The sequence below is a fragment of the uncultured Gulosibacter sp. genome (assembly GCF_963509965.1).
Classification (GTDB): Bacteria; Actinomycetota; Actinomycetes; order Actinomycetales; family Microbacteriaceae; genus Gulosibacter.
Genome location: NZ_CAUPDE010000015.1, coordinates 1 through 18,147, shown reverse-complemented (window position 1 = coordinate 18,147; position 18,147 = coordinate 1). Strand labels below are relative to the sequence as shown.

Annotated in this window: 16 protein-coding genes and 1 pseudogene; 1 reads left to right on the top strand and 16 read right to left on the bottom strand. The window is 62.8% G+C overall.

Features of this window, described 5'->3' with window-relative positions; genetic code table 11:
* Positions 1-35: 35 nt before the first annotated feature.
* The 7 genes and pseudogenes from der to RQ865_RS08950 form a co-directional block, all read right to left on the bottom strand.
* On the bottom strand, positions 36-1,637 hold the full coding sequence (der, locus tag RQ865_RS08980) for a ribosome biogenesis GTPase Der (protein ID WP_311478960.1): 1,602 nt from the start codon (positions 1,635-1,637) through the stop codon (positions 36-38).
* A complete protein-coding gene (cmk, locus tag RQ865_RS08975; RefSeq protein WP_311478958.1) occupies positions 1,634-2,308 on the bottom strand; it encodes a (d)CMP kinase in 675 nt (224 codons plus the stop codon). The genes der and cmk overlap by 4 nt, the downstream gene beginning before the upstream one ends.
* Before the next feature lie 41 nt (positions 2,309-2,349).
* Positions 2,350-3,474, bottom strand: coding sequence for a prephenate dehydrogenase (locus tag RQ865_RS08970; RefSeq protein WP_311478956.1), 1,125 nt, complete (start codon positions 3,472-3,474; stop codon positions 2,350-2,352).
* 247 nt (positions 3,475-3,721) lie between these two features.
* A pseudogene (locus RQ865_RS08965) lies at positions 3,722-4,436 on the bottom strand (pseudouridine synthase); the annotation flags it as partial.
* Positions 4,437-4,647: 211 nt separating this feature from the next.
* Positions 4,648-5,268 carry an SMC-Scp complex subunit ScpB gene (scpB, locus tag RQ865_RS08960; protein WP_311478953.1) on the bottom strand — a complete coding sequence of 207 codons (621 nt, stop codon included), beginning with the start codon at positions 5,266-5,268 and terminating at the stop codon, positions 4,648-4,650.
* Positions 5,258-6,106 carry a segregation and condensation protein A gene (locus RQ865_RS08955; protein ID WP_399521826.1) on the bottom strand — a complete coding sequence of 283 codons (849 nt, stop codon included), beginning with the start codon at positions 6,104-6,106 and terminating at the stop codon, positions 5,258-5,260. Before RQ865_RS08955 ends, scpB begins: the two co-directional genes overlap by 11 nt.
* On the bottom strand, positions 6,093-7,052 hold the full coding sequence (locus tag RQ865_RS08950) for an AAA family ATPase (RefSeq protein ID WP_311478952.1): 960 nt from the start codon (positions 7,050-7,052) through the stop codon (positions 6,093-6,095). The genes RQ865_RS08955 and RQ865_RS08950 overlap by 14 nt, the downstream gene beginning before the upstream one ends.
* Before the next feature lie 278 nt (positions 7,053-7,330).
* Here RQ865_RS08950 and RQ865_RS08945 point away from each other — a divergent pair, with 278 nt between their 5' ends.
* Positions 7,331-8,152, top strand: coding sequence for a hypothetical protein (locus tag RQ865_RS08945; protein WP_311478950.1), 822 nt, complete (start codon positions 7,331-7,333; stop codon positions 8,150-8,152).
* A 1-nt stretch (position 8,153) separates the two neighbouring features.
* Here RQ865_RS08945 and xerD read toward each other — a convergent pair whose 3' ends face one another.
* From xerD to RQ865_RS08900, 9 genes are all read right to left on the bottom strand, one after another.
* Positions 8,154-9,071 carry a site-specific tyrosine recombinase XerD gene (xerD, locus tag RQ865_RS08940; RefSeq protein WP_311478990.1) on the bottom strand — a complete coding sequence of 306 codons (918 nt, stop codon included), beginning with the start codon at positions 9,069-9,071 and terminating at the stop codon, positions 8,154-8,156.
* 11 nt (positions 9,072-9,082) lie between these two features.
* A complete protein-coding gene (locus RQ865_RS08935) occupies positions 9,083-9,757 on the bottom strand; it encodes an NUDIX hydrolase (protein WP_311478948.1) in 675 nt (224 codons plus the stop codon).
* 2 nt (positions 9,758-9,759) lie between these two features.
* On the bottom strand, positions 9,760-11,415 hold the full coding sequence (locus RQ865_RS08930; RefSeq protein ID WP_311478988.1) for a CTP synthase: 1,656 nt from the start codon (positions 11,413-11,415) through the stop codon (positions 9,760-9,762).
* Positions 11,416-11,513: 98 nt separating this feature from the next.
* Entirely contained in the window at positions 11,514-13,244 is a 1,731-nt protein-coding gene (gene recN / locus RQ865_RS08925) for a DNA repair protein RecN (protein ID WP_311478947.1), read from the bottom strand.
* On the bottom strand, positions 13,244-14,176 hold the full coding sequence (locus RQ865_RS08920; protein ID WP_311478945.1) for an NAD kinase: 933 nt from the start codon (positions 14,174-14,176) through the stop codon (positions 13,244-13,246). The genes recN and RQ865_RS08920 overlap by 1 nt, the downstream gene beginning before the upstream one ends.
* Positions 14,173-15,063, bottom strand: a complete 891-nt coding sequence (locus RQ865_RS08915) for a TlyA family RNA methyltransferase (protein WP_311478943.1) — start codon at positions 15,061-15,063, stop codon at positions 14,173-14,175. The genes RQ865_RS08920 and RQ865_RS08915 overlap by 4 nt, the downstream gene beginning before the upstream one ends.
* On the bottom strand, positions 15,056-15,241 hold the full coding sequence (locus RQ865_RS08910) for a hypothetical protein (protein WP_311478941.1): 186 nt from the start codon (positions 15,239-15,241) through the stop codon (positions 15,056-15,058). The genes RQ865_RS08915 and RQ865_RS08910 overlap by 8 nt, the downstream gene beginning before the upstream one ends.
* Entirely contained in the window at positions 15,238-16,275 is a 1,038-nt protein-coding gene (locus tag RQ865_RS08905) for an HAD-IIA family hydrolase (RefSeq protein ID WP_311478939.1), read from the bottom strand. Before RQ865_RS08905 ends, RQ865_RS08910 begins: the two co-directional genes overlap by 4 nt.
* 11 nt (positions 16,276-16,286) lie before the next feature.
* Entirely contained in the window at positions 16,287-17,939 is a 1,653-nt protein-coding gene (locus RQ865_RS08900; protein ID WP_311478938.1) for a hypothetical protein, read from the bottom strand.
* Between the last annotated feature and the right edge of the window lie 208 nt (positions 17,940-18,147).

The window sequence follows — 18,147 nt, the reverse complement described above, 5'->3', positions numbered from 1 at the left end:
TCCCCATCACAAGCGACCCGGTTAGCGGCCCAGTTTTATTTCTTCCGGCGACGTTCGCGCACGCGCATATTCACAACGATTGGCGTGCCAACAAACCCGAACACTTCGCGGAGGCGTCGCTGGATGAAGCGACGGTATCCGGGGTCGAGGAAGCCGGTGGTGAACAGCACGAATGTGGGTGGGCGGGTCTGTGCCTGCGTGGCGAACAGGATGCGTGGCTGCTTTCCGCCGCGCAGCGGGTGCGGGAACTCTTGCGCCAGTTCGGTGAGGAAGGCGTTGAGCTTACCGGTGGGGATGCGGGTATCCCACGAGGCGAGCGCGGTTTCGAGCGCTGGCACAAGTTTTTCGAGGTGGCGTCCGGTGTGTGCCGAGATGTTTACGCGTGGGGCCCACGACACATGCACGAGGTCTTGTTCGATTTCGCGTTCGAGCTGCCAGCGGCGCTCGTCATCGATGAGATCCCACTTGTTGAACGCGAGCACGAGCGCGCGACCCGATTGCAACACCATCTCGACGATGCGCACATCTTGCACACCGAGCGGCTCGGTGACATCGAACACCACGATCGCCACTTCGGCTTTGTCGAGTGCGGTGGCGGTGCGCAGCGAAGCGTAGAAGTCGGCGCCCTGCTGCAGGTGTACGCGTTTGCGGATACCGGCGGTGTCGACAAATCGCCACAGCCTGCCGCCCACCTCAACGAGCGAGTCGACCGGGTCGCGGGTGGTGCCGGCAAGGTCGTTGACCACCACCCGTTCTTCACCGGCGGCCTTGTTGAGCAGGCTTGATTTACCCACGTTGGGGCGGCCCACAATGGCCACCCGGCGTGGACCACCAACCTCGCGTTCGGCAACTTGCGATTCTTGTGGCAGCACTCGCATCACTTCATCGAGTAGGTCGGCCACGCCGCGTCCGTGCAGCGCTGAGGTTGGCCAGGGCTCGCCGAGCCCCAGGCTCCACAGCGGTGCAGCGTTGGGTTCTTGCACCACATCGTCAATCTTGTTCGCGGCGAGAATCACCGGGCGGTCGGTTTTGCGCAGCATCCGCACCACCTGTTCATCGGTGGCCGTGGCACCGACATTCGCATCCACCACGAACAGCACCGCATCGGCGAGTTCGATGGCGATCTCGGCCTGTTCGGCAACCGAGCGGTCGATGCCTTTTGCATCCGGTTCCCAACCGCCGGTGTCGACAACGGTGAATCCGCGCCCGCCCCATTCGGCGCGATAGCTGACCCGGTCGCGAGTGACGCCCGGAACGTCTTCTACCACCGCTTCGCGGCGTCCGAGGATACGGTTAACCAGTGCCGACTTGCCCACGTTCGGGCGCCCCACCACCGCCAGCACGGGCAGCGCCGGTAGATAGTAGACGCTGTCTTGGCCGGATGCGTCGGCCTCGAGCATGGCGAGATCATCGTCGTCGAGTTCATAGTCGTGCAGCCCCTGCCGCAACATTTCGGCGCGCTGGTCGGCGAGGTCGTCGTCGATGGCTGTCACACGTTCCACAAAGTCTTCGGCACTTTCGGCGTAGTGCACCTCGATGTCACGATCGTCGGCAACCAGCTCGGGCTGGTAGGGAGTGCGTTCGCGCGGGCCCTCGGGGTCACCGAGCGGTGCCATTGGGTTGTGCTGGTCGCTCATTGCTGTGCCTTTCGGATGAGATCGATCACGGCCGCAATCGCGGCCTCGAGTGTCAGGTTGGTGGTATCGAGTTCGACGACCCCGTCGGCGGCGCTGGTGAAGTTCGCCACTGTGGCGTCGCGAGCATCCCGTTCGCTAATGGTGGCCGCCACCCGCTCAGCATTGTCGGCAGCACGCTCTGCCTGACGGCGACGGATGCGTTCGGCTTCGCTGGCGGTGATGAGGATGCGCAGCGGCGCGTCAGGAACCACCACCGTAGTGAGGTCGCGTCCCTCAGCAATAATGCCGCCGGCTTCATCCTCATGCAGAGTCTGTCGAAATCGTTCGTTGACCGCAGCACGCACCCGCAAGTTGGTGGCGACGGCCGAGACAAGCTCTGAGATGCGCGTTTCGCGAATGGCCTCGGTGATGTCAGTGTCACCGATGCACACCCAGCGCTCGTCGGGCTCGAGTGAGAGCCGCCATTGCGCAAAAAACTCGGGCAAAAGCGCCACCACGGCCTCCTGGTCGGCGGGGTCTATCTGCCGGTCGAGCGCGAACCAGGTGAGTGCCCGGTACACCGAACCGGTGTCGAGCAGATGCCAGCCAAGCTGCTGTGCCGCGGCGCGCGAAACCGTCGACTTACCCGAGCCAGACGGGCCGTCGATCGCGACAATCAGGTGGTTTGACAACGTGTCTCCTTTGTGGGGCCGGGCGGGGTCAGGTCGTTCGGTTACTGTGCCACGCGCCAGCCGCGACTGTCGAGCTCATCAACCAGGCGCTGGCGTGCCTCGGGCAGCACCCACACTTCGACCAGGCCGAGGTTCGCGCCCGGTGAGTGTTCGAGCATGATCTCTTCAACGTTGATATCGGCCTCGCCAATTTCGTTGAAGAGCCGCGCAAGCTGGCCGGGACGGTCGTCGACCATCACGGTCACCGAGGCGTAGGTGCGACGCGAACCGTGTTTGCCGGGGATGCGCGAGACGCCCTCGTTACCGGCCTGCATCTGGTCGGCAACCACGCGACGAGCGCCCTCGGCTTCAATATCGTCGAGTGCGTCGGCGAGCGTGCCAATATCGTGAGCTACGCTGCGCAGGATACGAGCCACTCGCGAACCGTTCGCCGCCAGAATCTGGTTCCACATGGTCGGGTCGCTAGCCGCAATGCGAGTGACGTCGCGCAGTCCCCCGCCGGCGAGGCTGGCGGCATCCAGATCGTCGCCGAGCAACTGTGCCGCCATCACACTCGACATCAGCTGCGGCACATGCGAGATGAGCGCCACCGCCTCGTCGTGGTCTTCCGCCGTGAGGTTGACGACGCTGGCGCCTAAATCGAGCGCCAACCCCTCAACCTCTTGCAGGCATTCGACCGTAGTTTCGGGGTTGCTGGCAATGACCCACGGCCGGCCAAGAAAGAGATCGGCACGGCCCGAGAGCGGCCCGCCGGTTTCGCGGCCGGCCATGGGATGCGATCCCACATAGCGGCTCACATCCCCTCCGCCGCCACGCACCACTTCGAGCGGCAGCGTCTTGACGCTGGCAACATCGGTGACGATGGCATTCGGCCACTTGTGCAGCTGTTCGAGCACGACAGCACCGACCGCGTCGGGTGGTACACACACCACCACAAGGCGCGGGATGTCTTCGGGCTTTGCCTCGGCTGCACTTTCAGCTGGGGCGATGCGACCGGCCCCGTAGTCGGCGGCGAGCCGCATTGCCGTTGGTGACAGATCGCGCAGCAGCACATCCACACCGAGTCGCCGCAGCCCCAACCCGATCGAGGTGCCAAGCAGCCCCGTACCAACTACGAGCACCGGTGATACGGTGCGCACCGGTGCCTGCGCCCGAACGCTATTCATCGTTTCCCTCCCCTGCGCTGGCCATCGCCATGACCGTCGCGACGCTGTTGACCGCGCGGGTTACCGCGCCGGCTTTTCGGCTTGCCGTTGCGGTCGCCGCGAGCGTGTCCGCCGCGGGTGCCGCCGCTTTTGCTGCGTGGATGCGAACCGTGACCGCGACCGGTGTTCTTGTTGCGATAGTGCTGGCCGCCATCGGAGCCGCGATTGTTACGTTGTTGTGTGGCGGTGTTATCGTCTGGTTCACCGCTTCCTAGGCGCAGTAGTTCGCCGAGTTCATCCGCCGTCAATTCGCGGATCTCGCCCTGGCGCAGTGTGCCCAGATGCAGCGGCCCGAAGCTGCGACGCACGAGTTCACGCACCGGATGGCCCACATGCGCGAGCATCCGACGCACAATACGGTTTTTGCCCGAGTGCAGGGTGATCTCAACGAGCGTCAATTTAGCTGACGAACCGCCCGCGAGAATCCGTGCCGAATCGGCGCGAATAAACCCGTCTTCAAGTTCGACCCCGTCACGCAGCTGTTGAACAGCGGCGGCCGGCATCCGGCCATCGACCTTGGCCACATAGGTCTTTGACACCCCGAATGAGGGGTGCGCCAGCACATGCGCGAGCTCACCATCATTGGTGATGATGAGCAGGCCACTGGTTTCGTAGTCGAGACGCCCCACGTTGTAGAGCCGTTCGGGATACTGTTCGGTGAACTCGCGCAGATCACGGCGGCCGTGCTCGTCATGCATCGACGAGACCACTTTCACGGGTTTGTTCAAAATGAGATACCGCTTGGTTTGGTCGAGCTGAACGGGTGTGCCGTCGACGACCACGCGGTCGTGTTCGGGATCGATGCGGGTGCCGAGTTCGGTGACCACCGAGCCGTTCACTTTCACTCGCCCCGCGGTGATGAGCTGTTCACATACGCGGCGGCTGGCCACCCCCGCGTGGGCGAGGGCTTTCTGCAGCCGCACCCCTTCGGGAAGCTGTTGCGCCGGTGCCGCATTTGCGGGCCGGTGATCGGGCGGGAATGGGATGTCGTCAAAGTCGCTGAGCTGATAGCCGCCGGCTGGACGCTCGGCCTCGGCTCGGGCCACTGCGGCAGCCAGTTGCGCCAGCTCCCCCGCATCCGCTGCGGTGTGCGCAGACCGTTCGGCCTTCGAATACTGGGTGTCGTCACGACGCTCAGTCACTAAATCCGTCCCTTCCATCATCCAAGAATGGTGAAATCTTTGGCAGTTCATCCAGTGAGTTGATTCCGAGCAGTTCGAGCAGCAGCTCGGTGGTTTCATACAGAATCGCACCGGTGTGCGCGTCATTACCGCTCTCGGTGATGAGTCCGCGCGCAAGTAGCGTGCGCACCACCGAGTCGACGTTCACCGCACGCACCTGCGCGACCTGTGATCGGGTGACCGGTTGGCGATACGCAATCACCGTGAGTGTTTCGAGCGCGGCCTGCGACAGCCGAGCCGGCTGCTGCACCGCAACGAAGTCACCCACGATATCTTCGTAGCCGCTGCGCACATACATGCGATAGCCGCCACCCACCTCACGCAGTTCGAAACCGCGCGGCGTCCCGCCTTCTTCTCCATCGTAGTCGGCGCGCAGCCGGGCGATCGCTTCACGCACCCTGGCGACCGGATGCGAAACCGCCGCTGCCAGGGCAACCAGCGGCACCGGCTCATCACTGATGAATAGAATCGCTTCGAGTGCCCGGTCAAGATCGACTGTGTGCTCGGGGTTGCGGGGTGCGGTCGGCTCGGCTGCGGTATTGACCGCCGAACCCGCTGTTGGTTCATCCCTCATAGTCGGCTCCCAGTGTTCCAAGTTCTTCGTCACTCCAGTGCTCGGCCTGCCAGCTCACAGTAAGCGAGCCAAGCGGTTGTTCTTGTTCGAGTGCGACCACTGCCCGGCGATACAGTTCGAGCACCGCCAAAAAACGTGCGATAACCACACCCGGAGTGTCGGCATCGGCCACCAGTTCGGTAAACGGCGCCGGCCCGTTTTCGCGCAATCGACGCACCAGAACGGTCGCCTGCTCACGAATCGACACCAGCGGCGCGTGCAGGTGGTCGAGCCCCACCGTGGGAATCGCTTTCGGTGTGAACACGATTGCCGCGAGTGCGGCAAAATCGGTAAGACTGAGCGGAAAAACGAGCTCAGGTTCGCGTTCCCGCAGCTGCGGTTCGAGCGGCACGGTGCGGGCGTGCCGGTGTTCTTCGACATCGAACCTCGACTGCAGCCACTTTGCGGCTTCTTTGTAGGCGCGATATTGCAGCAGCCGTGCAAACAGCACGTCGCGCGCCTCTAACACGGCCACATCCTCAGCATCGACATAGTCACCCTGTGGCAGCAGGCTTACGAGTTTCATATCGAGCAGCGTCGCAGCCACGACGATGAATTCGCTGGCCTGGTCGAGTTCGCCCGCAGTTTCGAGGCTGGCAACGTGGCTGATGAACTCATCGGTCACCTTCGACAACGAAATCTCGGTGATATCGAGCTCGTGTTTCGCGATCAACTGCAGCAGCAGATCGAACGGCCCCTCGAATACTTCGAGCGAAACCTGGAATGCATCGGGGCTGTCGAGGCTCGGTTGAGTCAGCGAGCCGTCGTCGGCGACCGGAGTGGCATCAGGCTGCGGCACCGCGCGCCACCAGTTCGCGGGCGAGCTGACGGTACGCCTGTGCTGCCGGATGATTTGGCGCAAATGCCACGATCGGCACACCGGCAACGGATGCATCGGGGAACTTCACGGTGCGGCCGATAACGGTGTCGAAGACCTTGTCGCCGAACACTTCGTAGACACGGTCGAGCACTTCGCGGGCGTGCAGGGTGCGGCCGTCAAACATGGTCGGCAGGATGCCGTCGAGTTCGAGAGCCGGGTTGAGCCGTGAGCGCACCTTTTCGATCGTCTCGATCAGCAGCGCCACCCCGCGCAGCGCGAAATACTCGCATTCGAGCGGGATCATGACACCGTGACTGGCTGTGAGCGCGTTCACGGTGAGTAACCCCAGCGACGGTTGGCAGTCGATGATGATGACGTCGTATTCGCCTGCCACCTGCCGCAGCAGGCTCGCCAGTATTTGTTCGCGAGCCACCTCGGTGACCAGGTGCACTTCGGCGGCCGACAGGTCGATGTTTGCGGGAATGACGTCAAGGCCTTCAAAGTCGGTCGGCTGGATCGCATTGTGCGGATCGTTTTCGCGACCGATCAACAGGTCATAGATGGTCGACACATTGTGTGTCGAAATGCCGAGCCCTGCCGAGAGTGCGCCCTGCGGGTCAAAGTCGACGCACAGCACGCGCCGCCCGTAGCCCGCCAGCGAGGCGGCGAGGTTGATTGAGGTGGTGGTTTTACCGACGCCGCCTTTTTGGTTGCACATGGCAATCACTCGTGCCGGCCCATGCGATTCGAGCGGTTCGGGGTCGGAAAACTTGTTGTAGAGCCGTGTCGATACCGATTCAGCTGAGCGGATCTGGCCGGGTTCACTGCCTTCGGCATAGTTGATGCGTTCGGTTCCCGCTGTCAGCAGTGCTTCTGACACTTCCAGCCCCGGCAGCTCGGGCATATCAGCGTCTGGTTTCACCATCGGTGCCCTCCTGTATATTCCTCGGGTTCGCCGGACTATCTCTCCGCCCCGTCGGCATTGCTTGAGGTTTGCAAAACTCTCGAGTGCTGCTGGCATGCTATCGCCGACGACGATCGTTGCACCTGCCACCCCAGGGGTGTCGGCGATTGGGCTTCAAGCTGTGGTTGAACCTGTCGCAGTCGGGTGCCATCCTGGCAGGGATGTCTCATGCAGTCATTTACCGGGTCGCCGCATAGCACAGTTTCGAAACTTTCCCCTTCAACGACTACCCTGTCACCATGCCTCGGTCGCTCCCCGTGTTACCACGCGCGCTCAGCGCGGTTGTCGCGGTGCTTGCCACGGGCGCCGTGGCGTACGGGACGCCAAATATCATCCAGGTTGAAGATGATCGGGTGCTCGCCCAGCAGCATCGCGTGCAGATCGATCACGAACTTGCAGGTGCGCCCGGTGTTGCCGGCTATTCGATCAGCCAGTTGCACGAAGATCCTTCCTCGACCGTGGTGCTCGGCACCCATGTGGTGGTGACGCTCACCACCAACTACTCTCCTGCCCAGCTCGGACAGTTGCTCACCAAGCTATTTAGTGATGGTTGCGATGTGGCGCTTGTGCGGTTCGAGTTCAGCGCCACTTCGAGCATCGATGTGGTGCACGCGCAACGCGATGCGCAGCAGTGGGCCGATCTTATCGACAGCGTTGACCAGCTCGAATATGCCCGCATGCGGTTGGCTCAGTTCGGTCCCGACAGCATCGCGCAGTTTCAGCTTGAGATCAGCTCACTATCACAAGATGTGATTGCTTCCTACGAGCAGCTGCACGACCAGCCGCTGCCCGATTGGGTCACCATCGGGCAGCTCGAATACGAAACCACCAACGGCACCTGGCCTCGACTTGCGCTACACGCCGAGCGAGAGATTACGACCGACGAGTGGCTGCAGTTCTGCGATCGCGTCGCTTCGCTACGCGAAGCCACCAGGTCGCAGATGCATTTCTCGCTCAGTATGACCGCCACCGATTCCGGCAGCGAGGCACTGTTTGAAGAATCGATCGTGCCGGCACCGCCTCCGAAGTTCACCCCCGACCCCGAGCCGCCACAGCCGTGAATTAGCTGCGCGCCCGCGGATGGCTGCTGAGGTACATATCACGCAGCGCGTCTGCCGTTACCCGGGTGTAGATCTGGGTCGTTGATACCGACGCGTGCCCGAGTAGTTCTTGCACCACCCGCACATCGGCACCACCCTGCATCAGGTGGGTTGCGAACGAGTGCCGCAGCACATGCGGCGACACATGTTCGCTCAGCCGCGCCCGCTGCGCCACCTGTTGCAGGATGTTGAATGCACCGGTGCGACTGAGCCGTTTACCACGAACTCCCAAAAAGAGCGCCCCACCCGATCTGCCCACCGCGGCGAACTGTGGCCTGGCGCGCACCAGATAGGCGTCGAGTGCCTGCCGCGCATAGCTTCCCAGTGGTACGATCCGTTGCTTATCGCCCTTGCCTCGAACGCGAATCAGATCTTGATCGATAACATCGTCGACGTCTAGTGCCACGGCCTCCGAAATCCGAGCGCCGGTGGCGTAGAGCAGCTCAAGCAGGGCACGATTACGAAGCTGCACCGGCTCGTCGCCACCGCTCGCTTCGAGCAGCTGCTCTACCTGTGCGATCGTGAGCGCTTTGGGTAGCCGCGACGGCAGCTTCGGCGTCACAATATCTGCGGTGGCGTCGTATTGCACCAGCTGTTCGTCGAGCGCGAAGCGATGCAGGCCGCGCACGCTCGACGCGATACGTGACACCGAACTCGCAGCCAATGTCAGCCCGCCCTCAGCGGCCGGTGTGCGCAACCAGGCAATAAACTGCTGCACCTGCGCCGGGGCAACCTCTACCAGTGCGGTTATCTGCTGCTCGACAAGCCAATCGCGGTAGCGGGTGAGGTCGCGTCGGTAGGCGGCAATCGAGTTGTTTGACAGCCCACGTTCGATGGTGACATGACGCAGATACTGTTCGATTTCACGGTCGAGCGTCAGCCGCTGCACGGTCAGGCTCGCCGCCCGCCGGCAATCGCACGAGGCAGCACCGCCTGTGCTTCCGGGCGCGTATCCCAAGGGGTGTCGGCCGGCCGCAGCGTCGCCCAGTGCTGTCGCCGCGACTCGTTGGCGGCGAAGATCGCCTGCAGCGCTGCGGGGTTGTGCAACTGGCCCGCAAAGATACGTTCGATGGCCTCGTCGAGCGAAACCCAGGCGAGACGAATATCGGCTTCCTCTGCCTGCCGATCAAATGCCTCGGCGGCCGGTTGCAACCCGCGCGCCAAATAGATACGGATCGATTCGTTAGAACCGCCCGGTGAGGTCCAAAAATCAAGTAGCAAATACCACTCGGATGCCTGCAGATCGGCCTCTTCAGCCAGCTCCCGCTTCGCCGCAGCCAGTGGATCTTCACCCGGTGCATCCAACAGTCCCGCCGGCAGTTCCCAGTCGCGGCTGCGAGCCGGGTGACGGTATTGCTGCAAAAGCAGTGCCCGATCGTGTTCATCGAGTGCCAACACCGCCACCGCACCGGTATGCGCGATGAACTCGCGGGTGAGTTCTTCATCGCCATAGCGAAACGTTTCTGACACCACGTTCCACACCCAGCCGTGATGGAGCATCCCGGTTGCGGTGACCGGATACGACTGCGGCTGGTCAGCAACGGCACCAGAATCGATGATCTGCATGGCTAGTCTTCGATATCGGTATCGTCGATCTCCACGAGTCGGCTGGCGCGCTGACGCTCAAGCGCTGCCGCCACGAGCCCGGCAAAGAGTGGATGCGCGCGGTTGGGTCGCGATTTCAGCTCGGGATGTGCCTGGGTGGCCACATAGAAGGGATGCACGTTTGCCGGCAACTCAACAAACTCGACGAGTTTGCCGTCAGGCGAAGTGCCAGAGAAGCGCAGTCCAGCTTCGGTGAGCTGCTCGCGGTAGGCGTTGTTCACCTCGTAGCGGTGACGGTGACGCTCTTCCACCTCGGTGCTGCCGTATGTTTCAGCCGCCACCGACCCTTCAGTGAGCACCGCGGGATAGGTGCCCAGGCGCATAGTGCCGCCGAGGTCACCGTCGCCGAGAATCGCGATCTGTTCTTCCATCGTTGCCACCACCGGCGACGGAGTTTCGGGGTCAAACTCGGTCGAGGAAGCGTCTTCGATGCCGGCGACATTCCGCGCATACTCGATCACCATCGTCTGCAACCCGAGGCACAGCCCCAGTAGCGGAATCTTGTTTTCGCGGCAGTAGCGCAGCGCACCAAGTTTGCCCTCGATACCGCGGATACCGAATCCGCCTGGCACACACACACCGTCCACGTCCGAAAGCTGTGCGGCTGCACCCTCGGGTGTGGCGCAGTCATCGGCCGCCACCCAGCGCAGGTCGATCTTGGCTTGGTTGGCGAACCCACCGGCACGCAGCGCCTCGGCAACCGAGAGATAGGCATCGGGCAGATCAATGTACTTACCCACGAGCGCGATCGTGACGGTGTGTTTGGGGTTGTGCACCACATCCAGCAGCTGCTGCCAACCGCTGGAGTAGTCAAACTCACGCACCGGGAGGTTGAGCTGACGGATGATCACCTCATCCAGCCCCTGCTCGCGCAACGTCGCCGGGATGTCATAGATCGATGAGAGATCGGGGGTGTTGACCACCGCATCCTCATCGACGTCACACATGAGCGCAATCTTGGCGCGGTTCGACTCGGTTACCGGACGGTCGCTTCGCAGCACCAGCGCGTCGGGCTGAATACCGGCCGAGCGCAGTGCCGCCACCGAATGCTGCGTGGGCTTGGTTTTCTGCTCACCCGAGGCACCCATGAACGGTACGAGCGACACGTGCACGAAGAACACATTGTTGCGACCGAGTTCGTGCCGAATCTGCCGCGCCGACTCGATAAACGGCTGCGACTCGATATCGCCGATCGTGCCGCCAACCTCGGTGATGATCACGTCCGGACGCGGGGTTTCGCTGGCCTGCAGCCGCATCCGGCGCTTGATCTCGTCGGTGATGTGCGGGATGACCTGCACGGTGTCGCCAAGGAACTCGCCGCGGCGCTCACGGGCGATGACCGTCGAGTACACCTGCCCGGTGGTGACGTTCGCGGCGGCGCTCAGGTTCACGTCGAGAAAACGCTCATAGTGGCCAATGTCGAGGTCGGTTTCGGCGCCGTCGTTCGTGACGAACACCTCGCCGTGCTGAAACGGGTTCATCGTGCCCGGGTCGACATTGAGATAGGGGTCAAGCTTTTGCATGACCACTCGAAGCCCGCGCGCAGTCAACAGATTACCGAGCGAGGCCGCGGTCAGCCCCTTGCCCAGGGAAGAAACAACACCACCGGTGACGAAGATCTGTTTGACCGGGGCGAGCGCCTCGGTGCCAGCGTTCTGGTGGCCCGTGACGGGGGCTGCAACTGAGTCATTCACGGGGTTTAATACTATCGCACGTCTCAGTCAGCGGCAGCGGTCTCGGCGGCGCGGCGAAGCAGTTCTTTTGCATGCTCGCGGCCAGATTCAGACTCGGGCAGCCCCGAGAGCAATCGCGTCATCTCAGCCACCCTTCCCTCGCTGTCGAGCGGTCGGATCGACGAGGTGGTCACCTGCCCGTCGGTGGTTTTCTCGATTCGCAGATGTTGATCGGCAAACGCCGCCACCTGCGCGAGGTGGGTGACCACAATCACCTGTCGGGTGGCGGCCAGGCGCTGCAGCCGGGCACCAATTTCAAGCGCCGCGGCCCCACCCACGCCGGCATCGATCTCGTCGAACACGAGCGTCGGCACCGGGTTCGCTGCCGAGAGCACCACCTCGAGCGCCAGCATCACACGGCTGAGTTCACCACCGGATGCGCTGGTGGCTAGCGGTGCCGGTGCGGCACCCGGATGCGGTGCCAGTAGCAGCGAGACACGGTCTTGCCCCTGCCGACGAATCTCCTGCTCGGTGGTGATCGCCACCGAGAGTTTCGCGTTTGGCATCGCCAGGGCGTGCAGCTCTTCGGTGACCCGCGCGGCAAGCTCATCACCCGCCTGTCGACGCAATTCGGTCAGCCGACTGGCAGCATCGGCCAGTTCGCTTTCAAGCTCGCTCACCTGTGCCACCAATTGTGGGATGCGCTGGTCGTCACCGGCGAGTTCCAGAAGCCGCGCACCGGCGGCAGCATATTGTTCTAGCAGCTCTTCGAGGCCGACTCGATGGCGGGTTTTCAGCGACTCTATCGCCGCCAATCGGTCGTTGAGTGAAGCGAGTTCGCCGATTCCCTCCACATCCAGATCAGCGAGGTAGCCAGCCAAGCGCGTGGCGAGGTCTTCAACCGCAAAAACCAGGTCGTTTGCCGCTTCAACAGTGGTGTCGAGCGAGCCGTCCGAACGGTACGCCCGTTCAATGCGGGTGGTGATGGTGCGGCTGAGCTCGCGCACGCTACCGCCCGGATGCTCCTCACCGGCCAGCAGTTCGTGCGCCTCGCCCATCAGTGCGCGCAACTCTTCACGGTTCGACAGCCGCTCGATGCGGGCCAGCAACTGCCGATCTTCGTCCGGTTGCGGATCTACCTGCTCAAACTCATCGATGAGCAGCTGCAGCTGTTCACGCTGCACGGCTCGGGTTTCGGCTGCATCCTGCAGTTCGCGCAATTCACCACGCAGCTGCTGCAGCCGATCAAAGCGCTCGGCTACGACATCCCGCACGCCCAGTAGTTCACTGCCACCGAAAGCGTCGAGTGCGGCACGCTGCACCGGTTCTTGCGCCAGCCGCAACTGTTCCGACTGCCCGTGCACGGCAACCAGCTGAGCACCCACTTCGCCGAGCTTTCCGGCCGGTACGCTCTGGCCTCCGAGCCAGGCACGAGAGCGGCCGTTCTCGAGCACCTGGCGAGCCAATACCAGCTCTGCTTCGGGATGCGCGCCTTCGGTTGTCGACGCAATATCCAGTTCGCCACCCGACTCGTCAACCTGGGCGGCGATTTCGCCGTGTGCGGCAACAAGCACGCGCCCCTCTACCCGTGCCCGGTCGGCACCCTGCCGCACCAGCTGCGCCGAGCCGCGGCCACCGAGCAGCAGCCCCAATGCTGTCACCACCATAGTTTTACCGGCCCCGGTCTCACCGGTAATCGCCGTAAAACCTGCCGATAGCGGCAGCTGTGCGCTGTCGATAACGCCGAGGCCGCGGATCTCGAGTTCAGTAAGCACTAGCGTGGACCTCGCCAACCCACGATCGGCAGCTGGAACTTTTTCACCAATCGGGTGGTGAACGGCACCTGATGCAACCGCGCCAATCGCACCGGCTGCACTGAACGCGTCACGGTAATCCGTGTGCCCGAGGGCACAGTGTGACTGCGGCGCCCGTCACACCAGATGACCCCATCAGATCCGTCGCGCGTGTACACCTCCACGCCGAGAGTCGAGTCGGGTGCGGTAACCAGCGGCCGCGCAAACAGTGCGTGCGCCGATACCGGTACCAATAGCAGCGCCTCCACCTGCGGCCACACCACCGGCCCGCCCGATGAGAACGAGTAGGCGGTTGAGCCTGTCGGGGTGGCGAACAAGACGCCATCACAGCCGAAACTCGAAAGCGGTTGACCGTCCACTTCAATCACGGCGTCAAGCATCCGCTCACGGTTGCCTTTTTCTACACTGACCTCGTTGAGCGCCCAGCCGGTAAATCGTTCACCGGTTTCGGTTTCGGCGACAAACTCGACCGTCAGCCGCTCTTCAACGTCATATTCACGGTCGATCACACGTTCAACAACCGTGCTGAGCACGTCTTTCTCGCTTTCGGCGAGGAAGCCCACATGCCCCAGGTTCACGCCGAGCACCGGCACATCGGCCGCGCGCGCCAGCTCGACAGCCAGCAGAATCGTACCGTCACCACCGAGCACGATCACGATCTCGCACTGCTCGATCGAGCAGTCGACTTCAAGCAGCTGCGCCGACTTCGGCAGCCGCAACCGTTCTTCGACGCCGAGCACTTCGGGAGTCTCTCGCTCAATCACTGGGATGACTCCGGCGGCTGCGAGCATCTCCATGGTGTTCAATGCCGATTCGATAGCGTCTTCGCGCGCAAAGTGGCTGACCACCAGAACCCGCCGCATCGTGTCGGCCGACGGTGTTGTTGCGGTCATGAGTTCCCTTTCACCACTGTTTCGCGAATCTGCGCGATATCGATCTCATCATGCGATTGTCTCGCAGCCAAGCTGGCCACTGCACCCCGAACCGGGTATTGCGCCGCGTCTGCCTCGTTCGGCAGCTGCAGCCACAGCAAGTATTCGTGGTTGCCGTGTGTTCCGGTGATCGGTGAGGGCTGAAACCCCCGCACCCGAAAGCCGAGCTCAAGCGCATCCCGCACCACGTCGGCTGTCGCGTCGGCAGCTATTTCAGCATCGGTCACGATACCGCCGCGAACAAACTTGCGCCCCACCTCAAACTGCGGTTTCACCAGCAACACCGCCCAGTTCAGCGCGGGTAGTGATGCGCGAGCTGCTGGCAGAATATGCCGCAGCGAAATGAATGAGAGGTCACCCACCACTGCCGTGAGCTCATGCGCGGTGAGCGGTTCGCGTTCGCCCCGCGCTGCGGCGATGCAACTGGCGAGGCGTGGCTCAGTGAGATAGCGTGCGTTCTCACCCTCAACCACGGTAACTCGAGTGTCAGCCCGCAGCAGCGCATCGAGCTGCCCGTGGCCCACATCCAGTGCCACCACTTCCCGCGCCCCGCGTTCGAGCAGCACCTGTGTGAACCCGCCCGTAGATGCTCCCAGGTCGAGCACCGCACGCCCCGAAATATCGAGCGCGAACGCTTCGGCAGCGGCAAGCAGTTTCTGCGCCGCCCGCGACACGTAGCCGGGCCCGGCAACCACTTCAATCTGGTCGGTTTCGACAACCGGCATTGCTGGTTTGGTGGCGAGGCGTCCGTTGACGCGCACCTGACCGGCCGCAATGCTGCGCGCTGCAGCGGTGCGGCTACGACACAGGCTGCGGCTGGCGAGTGCGTGGTCGAGTCGTTCAGGCATGCTCGCGCGCATCCTCTGCGAGTTCGAGCTCGTCGAAATCGAGTGGCTCATCGACGTCGTCGAGCGCGCGTGATAGCTGTTCGAGCTGCTGCCTATAGGCGGCAGCTCGTTCTGGCAGCGGCAGCTGCTCAATTGCGGTGAAATCGTGGCCTGCGTTTGCCGAGGTTTCGCCACTCATACCGAAAAGTCCATTTCGAGCAGCGATGGGGGAATTTCGAGCGCGTAAATGATTTTGTCAGAGTTCCAGATTGCCGCACAGGCCGCTCGCAAGAGATCGACCTCATTGTTGCCGGCACTGCGCACCTTCAGGCTGATGCCGTCAAGCACCACGCGCGACTTACGCACCCAGGCTTCGACCAGCTCGGGCTGCACCGACAATTCCACCTTCGGGTAGGTCTCGGTGAGACCGCGCAGGTCGCGAATGATGTAGTCGGGTCGATCTTCGGGGCCGGATGCAAACAGTTGCTTGGCCTGGTCGATACCGGTGAGCACGAGAACGGATGCGATGCCCGCCCGGTTTGCGCCCCGAATATCGGTGTCGAGGCGGTCACCAATCATGAGCGGATGCTCAGCACCGAACCGTTCCTGAGCTGCGGTGAATAGCGCGGTTTCGGGTTTGCCAGCCACCTGCGCCATTTTCTGGGTGGCGGTGTGCACCGCCGACACGAGCGTGCCGTTACCCGGCGCGATGCCCTGCTCACGGGGAATGGTCCAGTCTTGGTTGGTGGCGATCCAGGGGATATCGCGCTGCAGCGCGTATGAGGCTTCGGCGAGCTGCAACCAGTTCACTTCGGGAGCAAACCCCTGCAGCACCGCATCGGGTTCGTCAGCTGCCTGGCGCGTGACCCTGTATCCGGCTTTAACGAGCTCGTCGACGAGGCCGGCTCCCCCAACAACCAGCACCAGAGAGCCGGTGGGTACCTGCTCGCTGAGTAGTCGTACTGCCGCCTGAGGACTCGTGACCACGTCCTGTGCTTCGGTGTGCAGACCGAGTGTGCGCAGGTGTTCGGCCACATCAGCGTCGGTGCGTGACGCATTGTTGGTGATGTAACCGACACGCATACCTCGTTTACTCGCCGCGTTGAGTGCTTGAACCGCGTGCGGTACGGCGTTCGCGCCGCGATAGACGACGCCGTCGAGGTCGACAAGCAGCGCGTCAGCGGCCGAAGCCGGTGCCGGCAGGTCGTCTGATTTGGTTCCAAACAACCGCATAGCAGGTCCCCCTAGAGGTCGAAAAGCGATGGTTGGTCGTCATCAGATTTGCTGTTTGATGACGGCTTGGGTTCAGGTGGTACCGACTCCGATTCGGTCTGTGCTGCCGCAGCCGGTGCTGGCGCTTCAGTAACTTCACGGTCGCAGTTCGCCAGCGTCTGGGCCGAGTTGCCGACGGATATAGTTTCGGCGGCGTCAGCTTTTGGAGCATCGTTGCTGGCCGCGGCGTCGGTTGCCGCGCGTTCAACTTCGGCGATGAGTTCATCGTATTCTGCGCGAATCTGCGATTCGACCGATTCTTCGGCAAGTGGCGTCGCCGGCTCTTTGTCGGGTTCGGTTTCGAGACGTTCAGTGATGATCGTGACCGTCTCAAACTCATCGTGTTGGGCAGCTATCAGCGCGGCCTCGGCCCGATCGGCTGCCGATTCCCACAGTGTGGCTTCGCTGTCGCCGAGCTCGTCGAGCACTGTTGCGTACGCGCGGAAAAGTGCCGGCGAGTAGCTGAACGCACGGGTGCGATCAAGCTGTGGGATTTCGAGTTCAGCTCGAGCAAGTTCGATTTCACCCAGGTCGAGCCGAGCGCCCGACATGGCGATCGCCAGCAGCACCTGCTGCTGGGTATCAAGTTTCGAGCGGTCAACCGACTGTCCGAGTTCGATTGCCCGATCGGGACGGCCGAGCCCGCGCTCACAATCGACCATTAGGGCGATCTCGTCGTCGCGGCCCGAGATGCGCCGATAGGTGCGCAGTTCGCGCAGCGCTAGCGCGTAGTCGCCGATTTGATAGGCCGTGATTGCGAGCGTCTCACGTACCATCGCCACCCGTCCGCCTCGACGGGATGCGCTGAGGGCATGCTCGTGCGCGAGTTCGGGGTCGGTATCGATCAGCATTGATGCCATCACCAGGTGGCGGGCGACGGTCACATAGTTTTCGTGGCTGAGGGTTTTGAGCTCGACACGTGCCCGCATCGGCAGGTCGCGCTCGGTGATCTCGTCGGGAAGCTCAGGGTCGATATGAGTTTCGCGGATGGCGCGCAGTTCATGTGGACGCGAGCTGAAGTCGCGTCGCGGCTCGGCTCCACCGCGTTTCGACTCTGGCCGGTGGCTGCGTCCACCGCTTCGGTCACGGTCGAAGTTTCGGTCGTTATAGCGGCGCTCGCCACGCTCATTTCGTGGGCGGTCTGATCGGCCGCGGTAGTCTCCGCCCCCACCGCTTCGCTTGTCGCGTTCTTGCCAGTCGCCACGGTTTCGTTTCGGGCGATTATCACGGTCGGTGCTGTATCGACGGTCGTCATCGTATCGACGTCTGCGTCCGTCTCGGCCCTGATCACGCTGGTCGCGGTAGTCACGACTACCGCGGTCATCCCGGCGATCACGGTAACCGCGCTTACTGCGGTCGTCCCATCGGTCGCGATAGTCGCGATCCTCCCGACGGTCACGGTACTTCCCGCTGCCGCGAGAGTGGTCCTTCCCCCGCGCCTCGCTCGAACGCTCGTCGAACCGTTCGCGCGACCGATAACTGTCGCTGCGGCCACCGCCACGATATCCAGGGTTCGAAGGCCCACCCTTACCGCGCCGCGAACCACCCCGGTGGTTGTTGCGGTCACGGCCACCACCGCCATACCGCTTACCTCCGCGGTCACCGCCGTGTCGCTGGTTGCTCATAAGTGTCCTTCCCGTGCTATCGGTGCGCTGTGAAGTTTGGAATCAGTCTAGTCGCGACGCCTTCGGTAAGCCCTGACCACGCCGCGGTGTTCGGCACAGCTCGCCCTTGCCGTTCCACTCGATATGTGGCTGGTCACACCCGTGGTGTGTTTGTGGGAAACAAAAAAATGGTGGGGCACACAACCCGCCAAAACGGATCATGCACCCC

Coding starts and splice junctions, on each gene's coding strand:
- RQ865_RS08915 (WP_311478943.1), bottom strand. CDS start 15,063: ATGCCTGAACGACTCGACCACGCACTCGCCAGCCGCAGCCTGTGTCGT.
- der (WP_311478960.1), bottom strand. CDS start 1,637: ATGAGCGACCAGCACAACCCAATGGCACCGCTCGGTGACCCCGAGGGC.
- RQ865_RS08920 (WP_311478945.1), bottom strand. CDS start 14,176: ATGACCGCAACAACACCGTCGGCCGACACGATGCGGCGGGTTCTGGTG.
- RQ865_RS08935 (WP_311478948.1), bottom strand. CDS start 9,757: ATGCAGATCATCGATTCTGGTGCCGTTGCTGACCAGCCGCAGTCGTAT.
- RQ865_RS08970 (WP_311478956.1), bottom strand. CDS start 3,474: ATGAATAGCGTTCGGGCGCAGGCACCGGTGCGCACCGTATCACCGGTG.
- scpB (WP_311478953.1), bottom strand. CDS start 5,268: ATGAGGGATGAACCAACAGCGGGTTCGGCGGTCAATACCGCAGCCGAG.
- RQ865_RS08950 (WP_311478952.1), bottom strand. CDS start 7,052: ATGGTGAAACCAGACGCTGATATGCCCGAGCTGCCGGGGCTGGAAGTG.
- RQ865_RS08945 (WP_311478950.1), top strand. CDS start 7,331: ATGCCTCGGTCGCTCCCCGTGTTACCACGCGCGCTCAGCGCGGTTGTC.
- RQ865_RS08910 (WP_311478941.1), bottom strand. CDS start 15,241: ATGAGTGGCGAAACCTCGGCAAACGCAGGCCACGATTTCACCGCAATT.
- RQ865_RS08905 (WP_311478939.1), bottom strand. CDS start 16,275: ATGCGGTTGTTTGGAACCAAATCAGACGACCTGCCGGCACCGGCTTCG.
- RQ865_RS08900 (WP_311478938.1), bottom strand. CDS start 17,939: ATGAGCAACCAGCGACACGGCGGTGACCGCGGAGGTAAGCGGTATGGC.